The sequence below is a fragment of the Comamonas thiooxydans genome (assembly GCF_000964545.1).
GTDB lineage: Bacteria > Pseudomonadota > Gammaproteobacteria > Burkholderiales > Burkholderiaceae_C > Comamonas > Comamonas thiooxydans.
Window position 1 is genome coordinate 435,029 of the sequence record NZ_BBVD01000004.1, and the last position, 16,594, is coordinate 451,622.

Annotated in this window: 17 protein-coding genes; 6 read left to right on the forward strand and 11 right to left on the reverse strand. The window is 60.2% G+C overall.

What is annotated here, in order from left to right; all coding sequences use genetic code 11:
* Positions 1-26 precede the first annotated feature (26 nt).
* From Cth01_RS07240 to Cth01_RS07270, 7 genes are all read right to left on the reverse strand, one after another.
* Positions 27-1,391: a type II and III secretion system protein family protein gene (locus Cth01_RS07240; protein ID WP_045838828.1), complete on the reverse strand. Its 1,365-nt coding sequence runs from the start codon at positions 1,389-1,391 to the stop codon at positions 27-29.
* A 3-nt stretch (positions 1,392-1,394) separates the two neighbouring features.
* Positions 1,395-2,384, reverse strand: coding sequence for a Flp pilus assembly protein CpaB (cpaB, locus tag Cth01_RS07245; protein ID WP_045838829.1), 990 nt, complete (start codon positions 2,382-2,384; stop codon positions 1,395-1,397).
* Positions 2,385-2,432: 48 nt separating this feature from the next.
* Positions 2,433-2,969, reverse strand: coding sequence for a TadE/TadG family type IV pilus assembly protein (locus Cth01_RS07250; protein ID WP_045838867.1), 537 nt, complete (start codon positions 2,967-2,969; stop codon positions 2,433-2,435).
* A gap of 21 nt (positions 2,970-2,990) precedes the next feature.
* Positions 2,991-3,479: an A24 family peptidase gene (locus tag Cth01_RS07255; RefSeq protein ID WP_072248227.1), complete on the reverse strand. Its 489-nt coding sequence runs from the start codon at positions 3,477-3,479 to the stop codon at positions 2,991-2,993.
* 15 nt (positions 3,480-3,494) lie between these two features.
* A complete protein-coding gene (locus Cth01_RS07260) occupies positions 3,495-3,683 on the reverse strand; it encodes a Flp family type IVb pilin (RefSeq protein WP_072248228.1) in 189 nt (62 codons plus the stop codon).
* 417 nt (positions 3,684-4,100) lie between these two features.
* Entirely contained in the window at positions 4,101-4,415 is a 315-nt protein-coding gene (locus Cth01_RS07265) for a helix-turn-helix domain-containing protein (RefSeq protein ID WP_045838830.1), read from the reverse strand.
* A 188-nt stretch (positions 4,416-4,603) separates the two neighbouring features.
* Positions 4,604-5,401, reverse strand: a complete 798-nt coding sequence (locus tag Cth01_RS07270; RefSeq protein WP_003068296.1) for a YecA/YgfB family protein — start codon at positions 5,399-5,401, stop codon at positions 4,604-4,606.
* A 194-nt stretch (positions 5,402-5,595) separates the two neighbouring features.
* Here Cth01_RS07270 and Cth01_RS07275 point away from each other — a divergent pair, with 194 nt between their 5' ends.
* Positions 5,596-7,344 carry an FMN-binding glutamate synthase family protein gene (locus tag Cth01_RS07275; RefSeq protein WP_045838831.1) on the forward strand — a complete coding sequence of 583 codons (1,749 nt, stop codon included), beginning with the start codon at positions 5,596-5,598 and terminating at the stop codon, positions 7,342-7,344.
* Between the two features lie 68 nt (positions 7,345-7,412).
* Positions 7,413-8,231, forward strand: coding sequence for an RIO1 family regulatory kinase/ATPase domain-containing protein (locus Cth01_RS07280; protein WP_045838832.1), 819 nt, complete (start codon positions 7,413-7,415; stop codon positions 8,229-8,231).
* A gap of 117 nt (positions 8,232-8,348) precedes the next feature.
* Here the strand turns inward: Cth01_RS07280 and Cth01_RS07285 are convergent, their stop codons facing one another.
* Complete coding sequence (locus Cth01_RS07285; protein WP_003068289.1) at positions 8,349-9,665, reverse strand: dicarboxylate/amino acid:cation symporter; 1,317 nt, start codon at positions 9,663-9,665, stop codon at positions 8,349-8,351.
* Positions 9,666-9,880: 215 nt separating this feature from the next.
* Here Cth01_RS07285 and Cth01_RS07290 point away from each other — a divergent pair, with 215 nt between their 5' ends.
* From Cth01_RS07290 to Cth01_RS07305, 4 genes are all read left to right on the forward strand, one after another.
* Positions 9,881-12,544, forward strand: a complete 2,664-nt coding sequence (locus tag Cth01_RS07290; protein ID WP_045838833.1) for a hybrid sensor histidine kinase/response regulator — start codon at positions 9,881-9,883, stop codon at positions 12,542-12,544.
* Between the two features lie 178 nt (positions 12,545-12,722).
* Positions 12,723-13,259 carry a DUF2867 domain-containing protein gene (locus Cth01_RS07295; RefSeq protein WP_045838834.1) on the forward strand — a complete coding sequence of 179 codons (537 nt, stop codon included), beginning with the start codon at positions 12,723-12,725 and terminating at the stop codon, positions 13,257-13,259.
* A 112-nt stretch (positions 13,260-13,371) separates the two neighbouring features.
* Positions 13,372-13,785, forward strand: coding sequence for a hypothetical protein (locus Cth01_RS07300; protein WP_233425122.1), 414 nt, complete (start codon positions 13,372-13,374; stop codon positions 13,783-13,785).
* 40 nt (positions 13,786-13,825) lie between these two features.
* Positions 13,826-14,227 (forward strand): GFA family protein, encoded by a 402-nt coding sequence (locus tag Cth01_RS07305; RefSeq protein WP_034377426.1) that lies wholly within the window; start codon positions 13,826-13,828, stop codon positions 14,225-14,227.
* 126 nt (positions 14,228-14,353) lie between these two features.
* Here the strand turns inward: Cth01_RS07305 and Cth01_RS07310 are convergent, their stop codons facing one another.
* The 3 genes from Cth01_RS07310 to Cth01_RS07320 form a co-directional block, all read right to left on the reverse strand.
* Entirely contained in the window at positions 14,354-14,992 is a 639-nt protein-coding gene (locus Cth01_RS07310) for a response regulator (protein WP_003068280.1), read from the reverse strand.
* A gap of 107 nt (positions 14,993-15,099) precedes the next feature.
* The gene (locus Cth01_RS07315) at positions 15,100-16,074 is read right to left on the reverse strand and encodes a Bug family tripartite tricarboxylate transporter substrate binding protein (RefSeq protein WP_174447036.1); all 975 of its coding nucleotides are present in this window, start codon (positions 16,072-16,074) and stop codon (positions 15,100-15,102) included.
* Positions 16,075-16,170: 96 nt separating this feature from the next.
* Complete coding sequence (locus Cth01_RS07320; protein WP_003068276.1) at positions 16,171-16,437, reverse strand: DUF2783 domain-containing protein; 267 nt, start codon at positions 16,435-16,437, stop codon at positions 16,171-16,173.
* Positions 16,438-16,594 lie beyond the last annotated feature (157 nt).

Sequence of the window (16,594 nt, forward strand, 5' to 3'; positions counted from 1 at the left end):
GCATATTCATGCCTCTACCCGGACACTCAGCGCGAGAAGCCCGGCGCCACGCTGGACGACAGACCACCCGCCACCCATGGACCCCACACCGCAGGATCACGCTGCTCGGTGCGCCCAGGCAGCAGCGGCTCCACATTCACATCGCGCGCCAGCGGTTTGACAAGGCGCGGCGTCACCACAATCGCCAGCTCGCTCTCCTTTTGCTGAAACTCCTGACGCTTGAACAGCACGCCCAGAATCGGAATATCGCCCAGCAAAGGAACCTTGTCGGTACCTGATGTGGTGTTGCGGCTGACCAGGCCGCCAATCACAAAGCTTTCGCCGTCGCCCAGCTCCACCGTGGTATCGGCACGGCGGGTGGTAATCGAGGGGACAGTCGCACTATTCAGAACAATGGTGTTGGCGTAATCCAGCTCGCTGGCCTCCGGCGCCACCTTGAGCACAATGCGATCGTTAGACAGCACCGTGGGAGAGACCGTCAAGCCAATGCCGTAAGGCTTGTACTGAATGGCCACCATGCCCGTGCCCGCTGGCACGGGAACTGGCACTTCCCCGCCCGACAAGAAATTGGCACTCTGACCCGACAGAGCCACCAGCGTTGGAGCGGCCAGTACTCGCGCCAAATTGTTGCCTTCAAGCATGCCGATGTTGACCCCGATGCCGGCCTTGTCGAACTGCATCAGCAAGTTGAAGGCCTGGGTCAAAGGGTTTGCTGCCGCGCCCGTCGTGGAACTTCCGCCGCCAGTTCCATAGGACCCACGTCCAAAAATACCAAAGCTGAAACCCGAGCTGTTGGGCGCCGTGCTGAACAGGTTGAGGCCTACCTTCTTCATCTGGGTCTTGTTGAACTCGACCACCTTGACATCGACCTGCACCACATTGCTCTTGAGCTGGACGCTGGAGAGATCGACGGTCTTAGCCTTGTCGGCGGACTGCGCGTTCGCCAGCTCGCCGGCAAACTGCTGCTCTATCAGGCTGGAAGCCTTGGCCGTGCGCAATTCCACCCGCTGCTGCACATTGAGCATATAGGTCTGCGCCTGCGCTTCACCGCGCGGCCAGACCATGAACGATGTACTGCCAGGCTTGAGCGGGCTCAGCAGGATCTTGGCGGCAGCTCCCTTGCCCGCACGCTTGATATGCACCGCCGCAATCGTGTCGTCACCGATTGCAATGCGCTCCACTCCGCCGGGCAGGTTCATTTCATGCTGAGCGCCCATCACCAGCTTGATTTCCCTGGCTGCTGTCGCTTGCTGCGCTCTGCTTTCGCCCACATTGGGCACTTGCTGCGCAAGGGCCGGCACAGTGACAACACTCAAGGGCAGGCCGCAGAGCAGATACAGCGGCTTCAGCGAAAAGATGCGGGATGCGATTGAAACAGTCTTGTTGTTCATAGATCAGTACCGCACGGTTTGAGAGTTGGCGCCACGCACGAATTCAACGGGCAGGGAAGAGTCTGCGGAAGCGGTACGGGTGCGCGGCACAGCAGGCTTGGCAACCCCGGCCGTCATGGGCTTGGCCGCGCTCATGCGCGCTGCCGAAGTACCTGCAGAACCTGCCAGGCTGCTCATGGCCACACCGGCCTGCGCTGCGTCAGCACCTTCCAGCGGCGCTGCAACAGCGCCTTTGGGCATGGCCACAGTCAGCACGCCGGGCAGCGGCGCAAACTTTTCCATATCCGGCTCTGTCATATCCGTAGGATTGCGCAGTGCGAGTACCAAGCTGCCGTTGGAGCCTCCCAAGGCCAGTTGGCTCACCTCTGCCACAGGTACTGCAAGCACTGCTGTGCGTGCGTTGTCAGGGCCACTGGCCTGCTTGCCTTCTGCTTTCTCAGCCGTAGTCAGTGCATCGACTGATGCAGCGCCATAGGCCAGCACACGCTTGCGCGAGAGCAGCAAGCGCGCCTGGCTCTGGTCGATTTCATTGCCATCGCGACGCAGTACAAAGAAGACATCGACAAAGTCCCCGGGGCGTATGCGATTGCCGGCGCCAATGCTTTCATCGACCTTGACCGCGACCGCACGCTCGCCCTCCGACAACTTTAGCGCCAGACCGGTCACCATCTGTCCTTGGAGTACCGGTGCGCCCTTGGGAACGTCCACCGCAGGAACGGAGCCAACAGCAGCCTGAATCTCGCCATAAGCACCATCGGGCTTGACGGGCAACTGCGTGAGTTGCAGATCCTCTGCCTTGAGTGTCTGACCCGCTGGAATAGCCTGCGCGGCCACCACCACGCTCATGCCGGCATTGGGTTTGCTGTCGCTGGCGGATGCTTGATCCTGAGGGGCCGGAGCCTGAGGAGCCCTGGCGAGCATCCATCCATAAACGCCCAGGGCCAATGCCACTGCCAGCAAAACCCCGACTGCGATCTTTGCGACATTCACCATAGATTCCCCTCTTCTTACTTTGCCTCAAAGAGCAAGGCTTTATCGTTTTCAGTCAATCAAGCTAATTTGTGCGACCGCTTGCCCCTGCAAAAGATTTGGAGTGGGTAGACCCAGAAAAGGTCCAAACAGCTTCGGAATCAGCGGAGCAGAGGCGTAGTTGTAGTTCACCTGCATGGTCACACAGTTCACCTGACTGGTATTGCTGCTAGCTGTGAAGGACGCAGATCCGGTACCACACAGACCAGAGGTGGCATACAAGCCCGCTGCATTGCTGAGACCTGAGCCACAGGTCGTAGAGCCAAGGCCTGCACCGATTTGGGAAAGCCAATCAGTCGCTATAGCCGCACTAGCGCAGGCCGCAGCAAGACGATCCAGCAACTGCTTCTCCTTAGTCGCCGAACTGCCAGAGGACGGTGCTGGATAGCGCACTGCGGCTCTTGCTCCTTCGGCGGCAGCCAAAGTCAGAGTCTGCTGTGCAGCAAAGATCAGGCCATAAGTGATGATGGCGTAGAAGATCAGAAAGAAGATGGGAAAGAGAATGGCAAATTCAATTGCGGCTGCACCTTGCTGCTTTTTGAGTTGCATGACCCCCTCTTTTCTCATTTTCTATGTATTCAGTATCAAAACAATCACAGTTGATAACGAAAGATAGGCGACATAAGGAATGAATCTCTTCTTATTTTTTTGATAACCTTCACTAAAAATCATGAAAGGTATATGTAAATATATCAAACCATTTCTAACTACTAGACCATGGATCACTGAGAATCCGCAGCTCAAAGCCCATATTGGAAGCAATAGCTCCCAACCAACCCATGTGCCAAGTGCGGCTGCAAACTTCACATCCCCAGCCCCCATCAACCCAAAGAAATAAAAGATAAGAAATATAAAGAACACAGCGCAAAAACCCAAAACCCCATCAGTTAAATTAATTTCAAAAGGTTGAGCTTCAGGAATCAGAGAGAGTATAAAAATACCCAATCCAAAACCTGAAACGATCAGCCAATTATTTACCTTTCGCCATCTAGCATCAGAAACTGCAGCTACACAAAGCCACAGCAAAAAGAGCAGTCTCAAATAATCTCTCAACCCCATTTCTATTTGAATTTATTATGCAGGAGCTTTTGTACCTACTTTTTCCAATGAGGTTGCTATTTTTTCAAAAACCACCTGCAAGTATTTCCCAATATCAGTTACAGCAGCTAAAAGTCCTACAGCAATCAGCCCAGCGATCAGACCGTATTCAATCGCCGTTGCACCTTCTTCATCACGCCAGAATTTGATGATTTGGTCTTTCATGACTAGCTCCTTCAACAATTAGGTTTGTAGATCGCTGTGGCTGTTTTCGACCACCGCGGAACCAATCTTACGAAGCCAGAAACATCTTGAAATATTTGAAATAGCTATCAACAACTATGCAGCATAGTTCTCGGCAATTTCAATCAATGTGCAAGCGAGTACTCCCACAAAAAAAACCCAATAAAAACAAAGACTTCAAAAAACACCGAGACGCATCTGCAATTTTCTTGACTCTTCCCTCACATATGTCTTCCGGTTCAATCTACGCAATATTCATTTATTTCCTACAGATTAATAGATTTCGTCCTACATTCAATAATCGGGTTAACCCTTGTTTTTAAATGAAAAAACAAAAAGGCCTGCAGATAGCAGGCCTTTCTGAAACAAAAGAGATTGCTCAATAAAGTGATTCGGAAATCACTGCAGAGCTTTAATCAATTTGAGAGCAATGTCCTGCAGCGGTGGCTGCAGTTTTCTATAGGAGTCGAGCAAGCGCTGCTCATCGCTGGGTAGCGATGCGGTCTCGGAATGCAGGCCAGCCATCAATTCCAGCGCCGTGGTCTGCAGCGCGACGGCCAGTCTTGCCAGCGTGTCATTCTTGAGAGTGCGAATGGCTCCCGACTCGATCTGCGAGATGGCGGATGCGGTGACATCCGCCATCTGCGCCAGGCGTCCCTGACTCAAACCCAGCGCCTGTCGCTGGGCGCGTATGCGTTCACCTAAATGCGTCATCTATCCCACTAACTCACACTGCACGCAAATGCCTGCGCAAATATCGCGCGGCTTTTTGAGCACCCCAACAACCGAGACGCTTTATAAAAGGCCTTTGCAACGCCACTGTCCCTAACTCGGTGGCAGCAAGCAAAGACCGCCCTGCGCCCCTTGGGGAAAGCGCAAAGCGCCTCAGGCGATGGCTCTGGTCAGGCTCCGTGGCACTTCTTGAACTTCTTGCCGCTACCGCAGGGGCAAGGGTCGTTACGGCCGGGCTGCTCGCCCTTGACGATGGTTTCCTGGCGTGGGCCCATGCTCTTCCACAAGCGGTACAGGTCATACACGGCCCAGATGGCTTCGCCAAAGGCATCCACACGTTCCTGGCTGGTCGAGGCAGGGCCGGCTTCGTCGTATAGATTCAGAGCCGGCTCGTCCGTGTCGTCCTCGGTCAGGTTGACGATGAACTCCATGGCCGCGTCCAGCAACTGGGCTGCTTCCTTGTCGCGTGGCGCAGCCCATTCGTCGGCCCAGTTCTCCACCACGAACATGAAGCCCAGCGCCCACACTTGCGAGAACGAGGGCACTTCTTCGCCAGCCAGCTCGGCCTGTTCGGCTTCGGGCAGGATGGCGATGGCACCACGCGTGTCCAGCGCTTCGGGCTGGAAGGCCGCGTCGTCGGCCAGGGACTTGATGTCGGCGTCCAGCTGCTCGCGCACTTCAGCCAGGCGCAGCTCGAACAGCTCCATGAAGCGTGCCTGCTGGGCCTCGTCCTTGAAGGCTTCCAGCTTGGGCAGCGGCTGGCCTTCGGCCACTTGCAGGGCTTCGCCATCGCCCAGCAACATGGGCATGTATTCGGCAGCGGCGATGGGGCGGCGTGTGCAGACCAGAGCGGTCAGGAAACCGTCACAGAATTCCCACTGGGGAATTTCGTCGCCGCGGGTGCGCAACTCGTCGAGCAGCGCGTCCAGCTCTTCGAGCTGATCATTGCTCAGTGCGCCCTCGGGCATGTCGGCGAGAGCCGCGTCTTCTGCGGCGGAGTTAGGTGCTTGTTCTTGCATAGGGAAAGGCTTTTATGATGGCCCGAATCATTTCATCACTATCGAAGTGCAGGGCCGGGCGATGGATCAAGGGGACAAAGCATCCAGGATGGATGCCCCCGTACAGGCTGAATTTTAGCGGGCCGCCATCAACACACCCTGCCATGGGAGTATCTGCAGTGCATCGCTTCTTCAATTGTCTGCCTCTGCGCTATGGCGCCCTCTTCATTTCCGCGCTCGTGCTGGGCACCTCGCTCTACACGCTGACCACGGCAGGCAAGGGGCTTGGGTGGTTGATTGCGTCTTTGCTGCTGGTGCTTCTCGGCATCTGGGATCTGCTGCAAAAGCAGCACGCCATACTGCGCAACTATCCCGTCATGGGACATATGCGCTTCATCTTCGAATTCATACGCCCCGAGATCCGTCAGTACTTCATCGAAGGCGATACCGAGGCCCAGCCGTTCTCGCGCGCCCAGCGCTCACTGGTTTATCAGCGTGCCAAGGGTCAGGTCGACAACCGGCCGTTCGGCACCCAGCTCGACGTGAGTCAGCAGGGCTATGAGTGGGTCAACCACTCCCTGCAACCCACCAAGCTCAGTTCGCATGACTTCCGCCTCTGGATTGGCGGCACGCAGGAGCAACCAGCTGAAGGAGTGGATCCCTGCACCCGCCCCTATCACGCCAGCGTCTTCAACATCTCGGCCATGAGCTTTGGCGCGTTGTCGGGCAACGCCATCCAGGCGCTGAACCAGGGCGCAAAGATGGGCGGCTTCATCCACGACACGGGCGAAGGCTCGATCAGCCAGTACCACCGCATGCATGGCGGCGATCTGATCTGGGAAGTGGCTTCGGGCTATTTCGGTTGCCGCAATGCGGACGGCACGTTCAGCGAAGAAAGATTCGTCGCCAACGCCACCGATCCGCAGGTCAAGATGATCGAGATCAAGCTAAGCCAGGGCGCCAAGCCCGGCCATGGCGGCATGCTTCCCGGCGCCAAGGTCACTCCCGAAATTGCAGCAGCACGCGGCATACCGATTGGCGTGGACTGTATTTCGCCCTCAAGCCACAGCGCATTTTCCACCCCTGTGGAGCTGATGCAGTTCATTGCCAGGCTGCGCCGTCTTTCAGGCGGCAAGCCCACGGGCTTCAAGTTCTGCGTCGGTCACCCCTGGGAATGGTTTGCCATGGTCAAGGCCATGCTGGAAACCGATATCACGCCCGACTTCATCGTCGTCGACGGTGCCGAGGGCGGCACGGGCGCTGCGCCTGTGGAGTTTGTCGACCATGTGGGCGTGCCGCTGCAGGAAGGCCTGCTGCTGGTGCACAACACCCTGCTGGGCGTGAACCTGCGCCAACGCATCAAGATCGGTGCGGCAGGCAAGGTCATCACGGCATTTGACATTGCCCGCATGATGGCCCTGGGTGCCGACTGGTGCAATTCGGGGCGTGGCTTCATGATGGCGCTGGGCTGCATTCAGGCACAGAGCTGCCACACCGGCACCTGCCCCACGGGCGTCACGACGCAAGACACCGTGCGCCAGCAGGCGCTGGTCGTGCCCGACAAGGCCACGCGCGTCGCCAACTTCCACCGCAACACCCTGCATGCGCTGCAGGAGCTGGTTCAAGCCGCCGGCCTCAGGCATCCCAACGAGATCACAGCCCACCATATCGTGCGCCGGCTGGACGACACCCAGGTCAGTCTGCTGTCCAACCTGATACTGCGCGTGGAACCAGGCTGCCTGCTCCAGAACCTGGAGCGCCAGCACAAGGTCTTCCAGAACTACTGGCCGCTGGCCACGGCACGGAGCTTTCAGCCCCTGCATGAGCCTGTATTGCGACCATCAGCTGCGGGCGGCACCGACAACACGGCACAATCGCAAGCTTTTCCCCAACGCAACGGTATCTGGACCTGAGAAGCCAGAGCCTCGCGCCCGACAGATCCCACGCCGTGCCATCTCAGGATATTTCCGCCCAAGAGCAGATGCCCTCTGCGCAGAACGCCATCGATTACCAGGCATTTCTGCGCGAGCATCTGGACCAGCCTTACAGCATCATGCGCTATGAACTGGCGCATGAAACCCTTTGGGTCAAGCGCGCCAACAAAGGCAACCCGGCCCTCAACTACTGGCTGCTGAGCACGCTGGCCAAGCTGTTCAGGGCCGCCGTGCTGCAGCCCGTGCCCAACCCCGGAGGGACCGAGTCCCTGCAAACCGAGGTGCGCCGCCTGCGCAGTTTCAAGGCCAAGGGGCTGCGCGTGCCGCAAGTGCTGGCCACGGACGACCAGGCCTTTGTGATGCGCCATCTGGGCCGCCCGGGCGAAGAAGCTCCATCGCTGAGCAATGCCATCGAAGAAGCGATTGCCCGGGGCGCGCAGCCCGCGCTGGAGCTCTGGCGAAAAGGCCTGGAGGCCATCCAGCAGGCTCATGCCCGCGGCGAGGTGCTGAGTCAGGCCGTGGCGCGCAATATGGTGGTCTGCGCCGACGGAGTCATAGGCTTCATTGACTTTGAAGACGACCCTGCAGCCCATTTACCGCAAGCTGTCTGCATGGCGCGCGATGCGCTCAACTATGCCCAGTCCACAGCGCTGTTTCTGCAGCAGGCTGGTGCGCTGGAGCAGGCCCGGGAGGCCTGGCAGCAGTTTGTGCAGCAGCTTCCCGCCGAGGCCCGGCAGGTGCTGGAGCGCACCGTCAACAAACTGAGCTGGGTGCGCTTTCTGCCCCGCAGCAAGAGCCTGGGGCGCGACACCCTGCGCGTGCTGGCTGCCCATGACTTGCTGACAGCGTCCCCGCTCTCCGCCTGAATGCAATCAAATCAATAGCTACCAGCACTCTCCCCGATTTGGACTAAAGCCTGAAACCCATGAAAAAAGCCCCGACCATCAGATCGGGGCTTTTTGGATTGAGGCCTATGCGCGCGCTCAGGCGTGAGCGGACACCGCCTCGTTTTCTTCCTTGCCTGCCAGAGCAGCATCCAGCTTTTCGTAGTCCAGCGCGTTTTCCCACTTGGAGACCACCACGGTGGCGACGGCGTTACCGATGAAGTTGGTCAGCGAACGGCATTCGGACATGAAGCGGTCCACACCCAGAATCAGTGCCATGCCGGCCACGGGCACCTCGGGCACCACAGCCAGGGTCGCTGCCAGGGTGATGAAGCCAGCCCCCGTCACACCCGCCGCGCCCTTGGACGACAGCATGGCAACCAGCAGCAGCGCGATCTGGTGGCCCAGGGTCAGATGCGTGTCGGTCGCCTGGGCAATGAACAGCGCAGCCAGCGTCATGTAGATATTGGTGCCGTCCAGGTTGAAGGAGTAGCCGGTAGGCACGACCAGACCGACGACGGACTTGCTGCAGCCAGCCTTTTCCATCTTGTGCATCAGCGAAGGCAGAGCCGATTCGGAAGACGATGTGCCCAGCACCAGCAGCAGCTCGTCCTTGAGGTACTTGATCAGCTTGATCACGGAGAAGCCGCAAAAGCGCGCCACGGCACCCAGGATCACCAGCACGAACAGGGCCGAGGTGATGTAGAAGGTCAGCACCAGCTCTGCCAGGTTGACCAGCGAACCCAGACCGAACTTGCCGATGGTGAAGGCCATGGCGCCAAAGGCACCGATGGGAGCGAACTTCATCACGATGTTGACCAGCTTGAACACGGGCTTGGTCAGGGCTTCAAAGAAGTTCAGCACGGGCTTGCCGGCCTCGCCGACCATGGCCAGCGACACGCCGAACAGCACGGCCACCAGCAGCACCTGCAGGATGTTGTCGCCCACAAACGGACTGATCAGCGTCTTGGGGATGATGTCCATCACAAAGCCGGTCAGCGTCATCTCGTGCGACTTGGCCACATAGCCCTTGACGGCGGTCTGGTCCAGATCGGCGGGGTTGATATGCATGCCGGCACCGGGCTGCATGACATTGGCCACGATCAGGCCCACGACCAGCGCCAGCGTGGAGAAGGTCAGGAAATACGCCATGGCCTTGCCGAACACACGCCCCACGGCGCTCAGGTGCGTCATGCTGGCGATGCCGGTGACGATGGTCAGGAAGATCACCGGCGCGATGATCATCTTGATGAGCTTGATGAAGGCATCGCCAAAGGGCTTCATGGCCTCGCCGTAGGCGGGCTCGAAATGCCCCAGCAGCACGCCCACGATGATGGCGAACACCACCTGGAAGTAGAGCTGACGGTAGAACGGCAAGTGCTCGCGCGGAGCAGATTCTGTGGGCAGAGTGTGCACGCTGCATCTCCAAAATTGCGGGCGCACCACCGTGGTGCGCCGAATTGCTGCCGTTTGTACTCCCGCGCCCTTTTTGTGCCGATAACCCATTGGTATTAGGTCCGTACGCGCTCCCTGGGAGAGCATGCACCAACTTAGGGAAATCCCTAGGCTTCAGAATCCGCACTGAACCTGCTCCAGAGCCACACTGGGCACCTTGATCACCCACTCTCGTCATGCGTCTTGCGCGAAACCTTGCCCGAAACCGACTGTTTCTGACCCTTGTCATCGTGCTCAGCGGCATGCTGCTGAGCATGTGGGTCGCCAGTCGCGTCGCGCTGCAAACCTCTTTGCACGATGAGAGCGAAAGCGTGCAACGCCAGCTCACGCTCTATGCCCAGGCCATGGTGCAGCGCGTGGACCGCTACCGCACCCTGCCCGAGGTGCTGGCGCTCGATGCCGAACTCAAGAACGCGCTCAGCCACCCGCTCAGCGCCACCGAGGTGGACAGGCTCAACCACAAGCTGGAGCAGGCCAACGGCGCCAGCCGAGCTTCCACGCTGACCCTCATCGACAAAAGCGGCAAGGCCCTGGCCGCCAGCAACTGGCGCGACTCGCACAGCAATGTGGGCGAGGACTACAGCTTTCGCCCCTATGTGACCCAGGCGCTGAGCCAGGGCAGTGGCCGCTTCTACGGCATCGGCATGACCACGGGACTGCCCGGCTACTTTCTCTCCCAGGCCATTCATGATGATGACGGCTCGGTGCTTGGGCTTATCGCCATCAAGATCCTGTTTCAGGAGCTCGAAGGCGAGTGGAGCCAGTCGCCCGACATCGTCTTTGCCTCGGACGAGCATGGCGTGGTCTTTCTCTCCAACCGCGACGAATGGCGCTACCGCCTGCTGGAGCCGCTGTCCAGCAGCGACCAGCAGGAGGTACGGGACACCCATCAATACGCGGGCCAGGCCCTGATTCCGCTCGGCTATCGCACCAGCCGGCAGCCTGCGGGCATCGGAATGCTGGCCCATTTCAGCCAGCCTCCGCTGGTCGACCCCATGCTCTGGCTGCGCATGGAACTCCCCGAAAGCCAATGGCAGCTACACCTGCTGCACGACATCGTCCACAGCCAGACGGCCAGCCACTGGGCGGCAGTGGCCGCCGGCGGCCTGTGGCTGGCCGCATCGCTGCTGGTGCTCTACATCCGCCAGCGCCAGCGCCTGGCGGCCCTGCGCCAGCGCAGTCGCAAGGAGCTGGAGACCGTGCTGCACCAGCATGCGCAGGAGCTGCGCACGGCCCAGGACGGCATTGTCCAGGCCGCCAAGCAGGCCGACACCGGACTCTCGCGCAGCCTGCAGCATCTGCCGCAAGGCGTGGTGGTGGTGGATCCACAGCTGCGGCTGGTGGCCTGGAACTCGCGCTATGTGGAGCTGTTCCGCTACCCGCCCGAGCTCATGCATGTGGGCCAGCCCATCGAGGCGCTGATACGCCACAACGCCAGGCGCGGCCTGCTGGGCAAGGGCGATGTGGAGTCTGCGATCCAACGCCGGCTCCAGCATCTGCGCAGCGGCAGCCCCCATCTGCACGAAAGCGCCAAGGGCGACGGCACGGTGCTGGAGATTCGCGGCAACCCCCTGCCCGATGGCGGCTTTGTCACCAGCTATGCCGACATCACCAGCTACAAGAACACGGCGCGCGAGCTGCGCAATCTCGCCGATACGCTGGAAAAGCGCATTGCCGATCGCACCCGGGACCTGGCCCAGGCCAAACAGGAGGCCGAGCGCGCCAACCGCTACAAGACCCGCTTTGTCGCCTCGGCCGTGCATGACCTGCTGCAGCCGCTGAATGCGGCGCGCATTTTCACCAGCCTGCTGCCCACCTATCTGCACGATGAGGCCGGCCGCCAACTGGCCCAGCGGGTGGACAAGGCACTGGCCTCTCAGGACGCCATCCTCACCAGCCTGCTCGACATCTCGCGCATGGAATCGGGCCAGCTCGAAGTCCGCGTACGTGACTTCGCGCTCAGCTCCTTGCTGGAAGTAGTGCACAACAATTTTGCGCTGCAGGCCGAAAGCGAGGGCCTGAGCCTTCACTGCATGCCCAGCCGGCTGATCGTGCGCAGCGACGAAGCCCTGCTGCGCCGCATACTGCAGAACTTTGTCTCCAACGCCATCCGCTACACGCGCAAGGGCCGTATCGTCGTGGGCTGTCGCCGCCAGGGCGACCAGGTGCGCATCGAGGTGCATGACCAGGGACCGGGCATTCCCCAGAGCCTGCAAAAGGAGATCTTCGAAGAGTTCCGCCGCCTCGACGAAGGCCATGCCGACGACCGCGGCACCGGCCTGGGCCTGGCCATCGTGGAACGCCTGGGCAGATTGCTGGACCATGAGATCGGCCTGCGCTCCACCCTGGGCAAGGGCAGCGTCTTCTGGGTCAAGGTTCCATTAGGGCAGGCTGCAGCATTGACGCCGGTATCGCAGCAGCCTTCTCCCAGCGCTCGTGTGGACAGTCCGCTGCAGGGCGGCACCGTCTGGTATGTGGAGGACGACCCCGCCACCCGCGACGCCACCTGCGCCCTGCTCGAGCGCTGGGGCTGCGATGTGCCGCTGGCCGCCAACGCCCCCGAAGCCCTGGCCTATGCAGCGCCCGGCAATGCCCCGCAACTGGTGCTGCTCGATGTGCATCTGGGCCAGCTCTACGGCCCCGATATCTATGCCCAGCTCTGCGAGCGCTGGGGGCAGCAGCCTCCGGTCATCCTGCTGACCGCTGAAGGCGATAGCACCCTGCGCCGCCAGGCTGCTGAACGCGGTTGGGGCTTTCTGGCCAAGCCGGTCAGGCCGCCGGCGCTGCGGGCGCTGATGAGCCAGACCTTTTTGCGCGGACGAGAAGGCGGCAGCGCCTGAAAGCCAAAGTCACTTCCAGCTGCTGCGCTTTCAGTGCATTGCGCTATAGCTATGAATTCAGGAGCTAAATCGGTCTGCACGCCATGACTGTACAAGCCGAGTGGCGGATTCTTCGATATGCTGCATCAGCCTCTGCGGCTTTCAGGCACGCGGGCCGTTCAATCCTGACAGAGATAGCATGCACCATCATCCCGTTGAATCCGCCGTTCCGCCCGGCAGCCGCATCGCAGATCGACTGGCCGGAGCCAGCTTTCACGACTCCTGGAGCATCGTCTCGGACGCCACAGGCCTGTCTGCACTGGAGCACTTCATTCTTGCCGCGCGCAAAACGCCGCGCTGGATTGAAATCTGCATGCGTGCGCGCAATCTGGTCGGCAGCCTGGCGGGGCTCAAGAACCTGGGCACCTTGTCGGCCCTGAAGCCCGGAAAACCAGCAGCCAGCTACGGCCCGGGCGATAGGGTCGGCATCTTCACGGTGTTCGAGAACACCTTTGATGAAGCCCTGATCGGCGACGACGACAAGCATCTGAAAGTCGTGCTCAGCATTCACCGCAAGAGCGACATCAGTTCCCCGGACACCATCATCACCGTCACCACCGTCGTGCATGTCAAGAACGCACTAGGCCGCCTCTACATGCTGCCCGTCAAACCCATGCACAGGCTGATCGCTCCTGCCGTGCTGTCCTCCCTGGGAGGACGAACCCATGCTGCATGAGGAGACACACCTCTTCATGCCTGCTCTTGCCTAGACGGTTGCCAAAGACATGCGCGACTACGACAGCCTGGCTCATCGACACAGCAGCAAAGACATGTGCGTGGAAAAGCCCATGTCACTCATTGCCAATCTGATCGGCTTTGCGCCCGCAGAGGAAGACTTGCACTATGCGCTGGGCTTTTATGCCGGAGGCAGCGGCATTGACGACCGCCTGGCTGTGCGCTGCCGGATCGATCTCGCCCATTGGCCCGATGTGGTCAGCAGGCTGCGTCTGAAATCCGTGCATGAAGTACCGTGCGACGCCGACTGGCAAGAGGATTTCCTCTGGCTGATCGATGCGCAAGATGCCCAAGGCCCGCTCCAAGTCCATTGTCATCGCTTCATCAATGCGGCGAGACAGGTTTTTCAGGACCAGGTCGATCATCGCTGGGAGATCTTTTTCTCCCACGGCAGCGATATCAATGCATGGTGTGCGGTCTGGCGTAGCCAGGAGCATCTGAACTATCTAAGCTTCGATCAAGGCTGACATCCCGATGGCAGCCCGTCTCAACACAGGGGGTCGCCAGATGCTGAAATCCTATCGTGCCAGCTGCCATTGCAGCCGGGTTCAGGTTGAAGTCGGCCTGGACCTGAGCCAGCCCAGCTATCGCTGCAACTGCTCCATCTGCAGGCGAAGCCGGTTCTGGCCCGCCATCGCCAGCCCCGAAAATTTCCGCCTTATTACGGGCGAGAAGGAACTCACCCTCTATGTGTTTGGCTCGCAAAAGAACCAGCATTTCTTCTGCAGGCGCTGCGGCATCCGCGTCTTTGGCGTGGGCCACGACACGCCGATAGGCCAGATGTACGGCATCAATATCGGCTGCCTGGAAGATCTGTCGGAAGAGGAGCTTTCGCGAATTCCCGTCACGTATGTCGATGGCATGCACGATCGCTGGGACGCGACGCCGGAGTTTTTCGCTCACTTGTAGCCATCGAACTGCGATGACGACTTGCAGCGGCAAGCTGCGCAGAAATGAGGTCAGAAAGGCCTCAATCCATGACCAACAAAGCGCAGCAAGCTATCGAAACAGAGAGCTCTTGAGGCACCAGGGCAATCAAACCTCGTGATCGTTTTCCAGGCTCTTGACCAGCACTGCCGCCTGGGTGCGTGAATAGCATTCGAGCTTCTTGAGAATCGCCGTCACATGGACCTTGACGGTGTTCTCGGCCAGGCCCAGTTCGTGCGCGATCTGCTTGTTGAGCAATCCGTCGGCAATGCACAGCAGCACGCGAAACTGCTGAGGCGTGAGCTGGGCCAGACGAGCGGCCAGGGCCGCATCGGCCTCCGAGCGCTCGGCCACCATGGAGGGAAAGCTGATATCCCCGCTCAGCACATCGTCAATGGCGGCACTCATATCGTCTGCCGCCGCAGACTTGGAGATAAAGCCTGCCGCCCCGAACTGCTGGGCGCGGCGGATGATGCGAGGGTCGTCATTGGACGAGATGATGATCACCGGCACCTGCGCATATTCGCCGCGCAGATGCAGCAGGGACGAGAAGCCGCGCGCGCCGGGCATGGCCAGGTCCAGCAGCACCAGCTCGATTTCAGGATTCTCCTGCATCGCTGCGCCCAAGGTCTGGGCGCTGGCCGCCTCCACAATGCGAAATTGCGGAAAGCGGTCGTGCAGCACCTGGATCAACGCTGCGCGAAACAGCGGGTGATCGTCGGCAACGAGAAGAGTGGGCTCGGACATGGCCCGCAGTCTGCCACGGCTGGCACGGCGCTGCATCTGCAAAAACGCATATCCCGCAGCGCCCGTGCCTGTCCGTCACCCAGGCTGCGACCCACTGAGTCCGGCTCTCAATCGAGCTTGATGTTGTTGGCCGTGATCACACGCCCCCATTTGCTGCGCTCGTTGCTGACGAATTTCTCCATCTGCTCGGAGCTGCCGGGCATGGGCTCGACCCCCATGGCTGCCAGACGGGCCTTGGTGCGCGTGTCGGCCAACGCAAACTGCAGCGACTGGCTGAACTTCTTGACCACCTCGGCCGAGCTGCCCTTGGGCACGACGATGCCCTGCCAGGCATAGCCTTCGAAGCCCTTGAGGCCCTGCTCCTGCAAGGTGGCGACCTTGGGCAGCACATCGATGCGGGCCGGGCTGGCCACGCCTATGGCCTTGAGCTTTTTCTCGCCGAGGAAGGGAATAATGGTGGCGCTATCGGCCCACATGGCAGGTATCTGGCCGCCGATCACATCCTGCACTGCGGGCGCAGCACCGCGATAAGGAACATGGGTCATATTGCCCAGACCGGCTTCTTCGCGGAACAGCTCGCCAACCAGATGATGAGGGCTGCCCAGGCCGGCCGAGCCCCAGCTCACGCCGGTCTTCTGCTGCTTGGCCCAGGCGACAAACTCGGTCAAATTGCTGACCGGCACATCGTTGTTGACCACCAGCAACATGGGGAAGCGCACCAGCATGCCCACGGGCTTGAAGTCCTTTTCGGCGTTGTAGTTGAGCTTGCGGAACAGAAACGGATTGGCAGCCAGCGTGGCGAAGTCGGCCGTGAACATCAGGTTGCCGTAGTCATGCGAGCGCGCGCTGTACTCGGCCGCGATATTGGTTCCCGCACCGGGCTTGTTGTTGATGACGATGGGGCGCTCCAGATTGCGGCCCATGGCTTCGGCAATCACGCGGGCCACCACGTCGGAGCCCCCGCCTGCGGCGTAGCCTATGACCCATTCCAGGGGCTTTTCCTGCGCCATGGCGGCCGGCCCTGCAGCCCATGCCAGCGTCGAGCAGACCAGTGCGGCCAGAAATTTTTTGCGTTGCATCATCCTTGTCTCCTTGATTCATGGCCCCTTGAATAGATTTTGGTGACGGGGCCTTTAGGGGATGGCGCAGCTGCCGCCAGGCCGGCGGCTTGCTGCATCTCAAGCGGCAGCGTGTACCGGGGCAACCGGTGTCACGGCACCGCGCTCGGCCGGGTCCGCACCGGCAGGAGCGAATCCTGCGCTGGCGCGGGCCAGTTCGAGCGCATGCAGCAAGGTCTCTTGATGGCCGATGTGATTGGCCAGCAGCAGCACCAGGCGGGCATTGAGGGCGTGGCTTTGCGCGGTTTCCAGGCCCTGATGCGTGGCGATCAGGGCTTCATAGAAATCGTCGCAGGCCTGCAGATTCGGGTGAGTGGACAGCAGCATGGCAGTCTCCTAAAAAAGGGGGGAATCCTCAGAGGGTGTTGAACTCCACCAGGGACAGCAAGCAAGGGCCTAGGCCGACCGCACCGCCCCGCAGCGAAGCTGTCGTCGGTTGCCCGCATGCCCCCTCCCGCGTAGCAAGAGAGGACGCCTCAGGGGG

Bases quoted from the DNA above. Each gene is read 5' to 3' on its own strand.
- Cth01_RS07240 (WP_045838828.1), bottom strand. From the start codon at position 1,391: ATGAACAACAAGACTGTTTCAATCGCATCCCGCATCTTTTCGCTGAAG.
- cpaB (WP_045838829.1), bottom strand. From the start codon at position 2,384: ATGGTGAATGTCGCAAAGATCGCAGTCGGGGTTTTGCTGGCAGTGGCA.
- Cth01_RS07250 (WP_045838867.1), bottom strand. From the start codon at position 2,969: ATGCAACTCAAAAAGCAGCAAGGTGCAGCCGCAATTGAATTTGCCATT.
- Cth01_RS07255 (WP_072248227.1), bottom strand. From the start codon at position 3,479: ATGGGGTTGAGAGATTATTTGAGACTGCTCTTTTTGCTGTGGCTTTGT.
- Cth01_RS07260 (WP_072248228.1), bottom strand. From the start codon at position 3,683: ATGAAAGACCAAATCATCAAATTCTGGCGTGATGAAGAAGGTGCAACG.
- Cth01_RS07265 (WP_045838830.1), bottom strand. From the start codon at position 4,415: ATGACGCATTTAGGTGAACGCATACGCGCCCAGCGACAGGCGCTGGGT.
- Cth01_RS07270 (WP_003068296.1), bottom strand. From the start codon at position 5,401: ATGCCCGAGGGCGCACTGAGCAATGATCAGCTCGAAGAGCTGGACGCG.
- Cth01_RS07275 (WP_045838831.1), top strand. From the start codon at position 5,596: ATGGGAGTATCTGCAGTGCATCGCTTCTTCAATTGTCTGCCTCTGCGC.
- Cth01_RS07280 (WP_045838832.1), top strand. From the start codon at position 7,413: ATGCCCTCTGCGCAGAACGCCATCGATTACCAGGCATTTCTGCGCGAG.
- Cth01_RS07290 (WP_045838833.1), top strand. From the start codon at position 9,881: ATGCGTCTTGCGCGAAACCTTGCCCGAAACCGACTGTTTCTGACCCTT.
- Cth01_RS07295 (WP_045838834.1), top strand. From the start codon at position 12,723: ATGCACCATCATCCCGTTGAATCCGCCGTTCCGCCCGGCAGCCGCATC.
- Cth01_RS07300 (WP_233425122.1), top strand. From the start codon at position 13,372: ATGTCACTCATTGCCAATCTGATCGGCTTTGCGCCCGCAGAGGAAGAC.
- Cth01_RS07305 (WP_034377426.1), top strand. From the start codon at position 13,826: ATGCTGAAATCCTATCGTGCCAGCTGCCATTGCAGCCGGGTTCAGGTT.
- Cth01_RS07310 (WP_003068280.1), bottom strand. From the start codon at position 14,992: ATGTCCGAGCCCACTCTTCTCGTTGCCGACGATCACCCGCTGTTTCGC.
- Cth01_RS07315 (WP_174447036.1), bottom strand. From the start codon at position 16,074: ATGATGCAACGCAAAAAATTTCTGGCCGCACTGGTCTGCTCGACGCTG.
- Cth01_RS07320 (WP_003068276.1), bottom strand. From the start codon at position 16,437: ATGCTGCTGTCCACTCACCCGAATCTGCAGGCCTGCGACGATTTCTAT.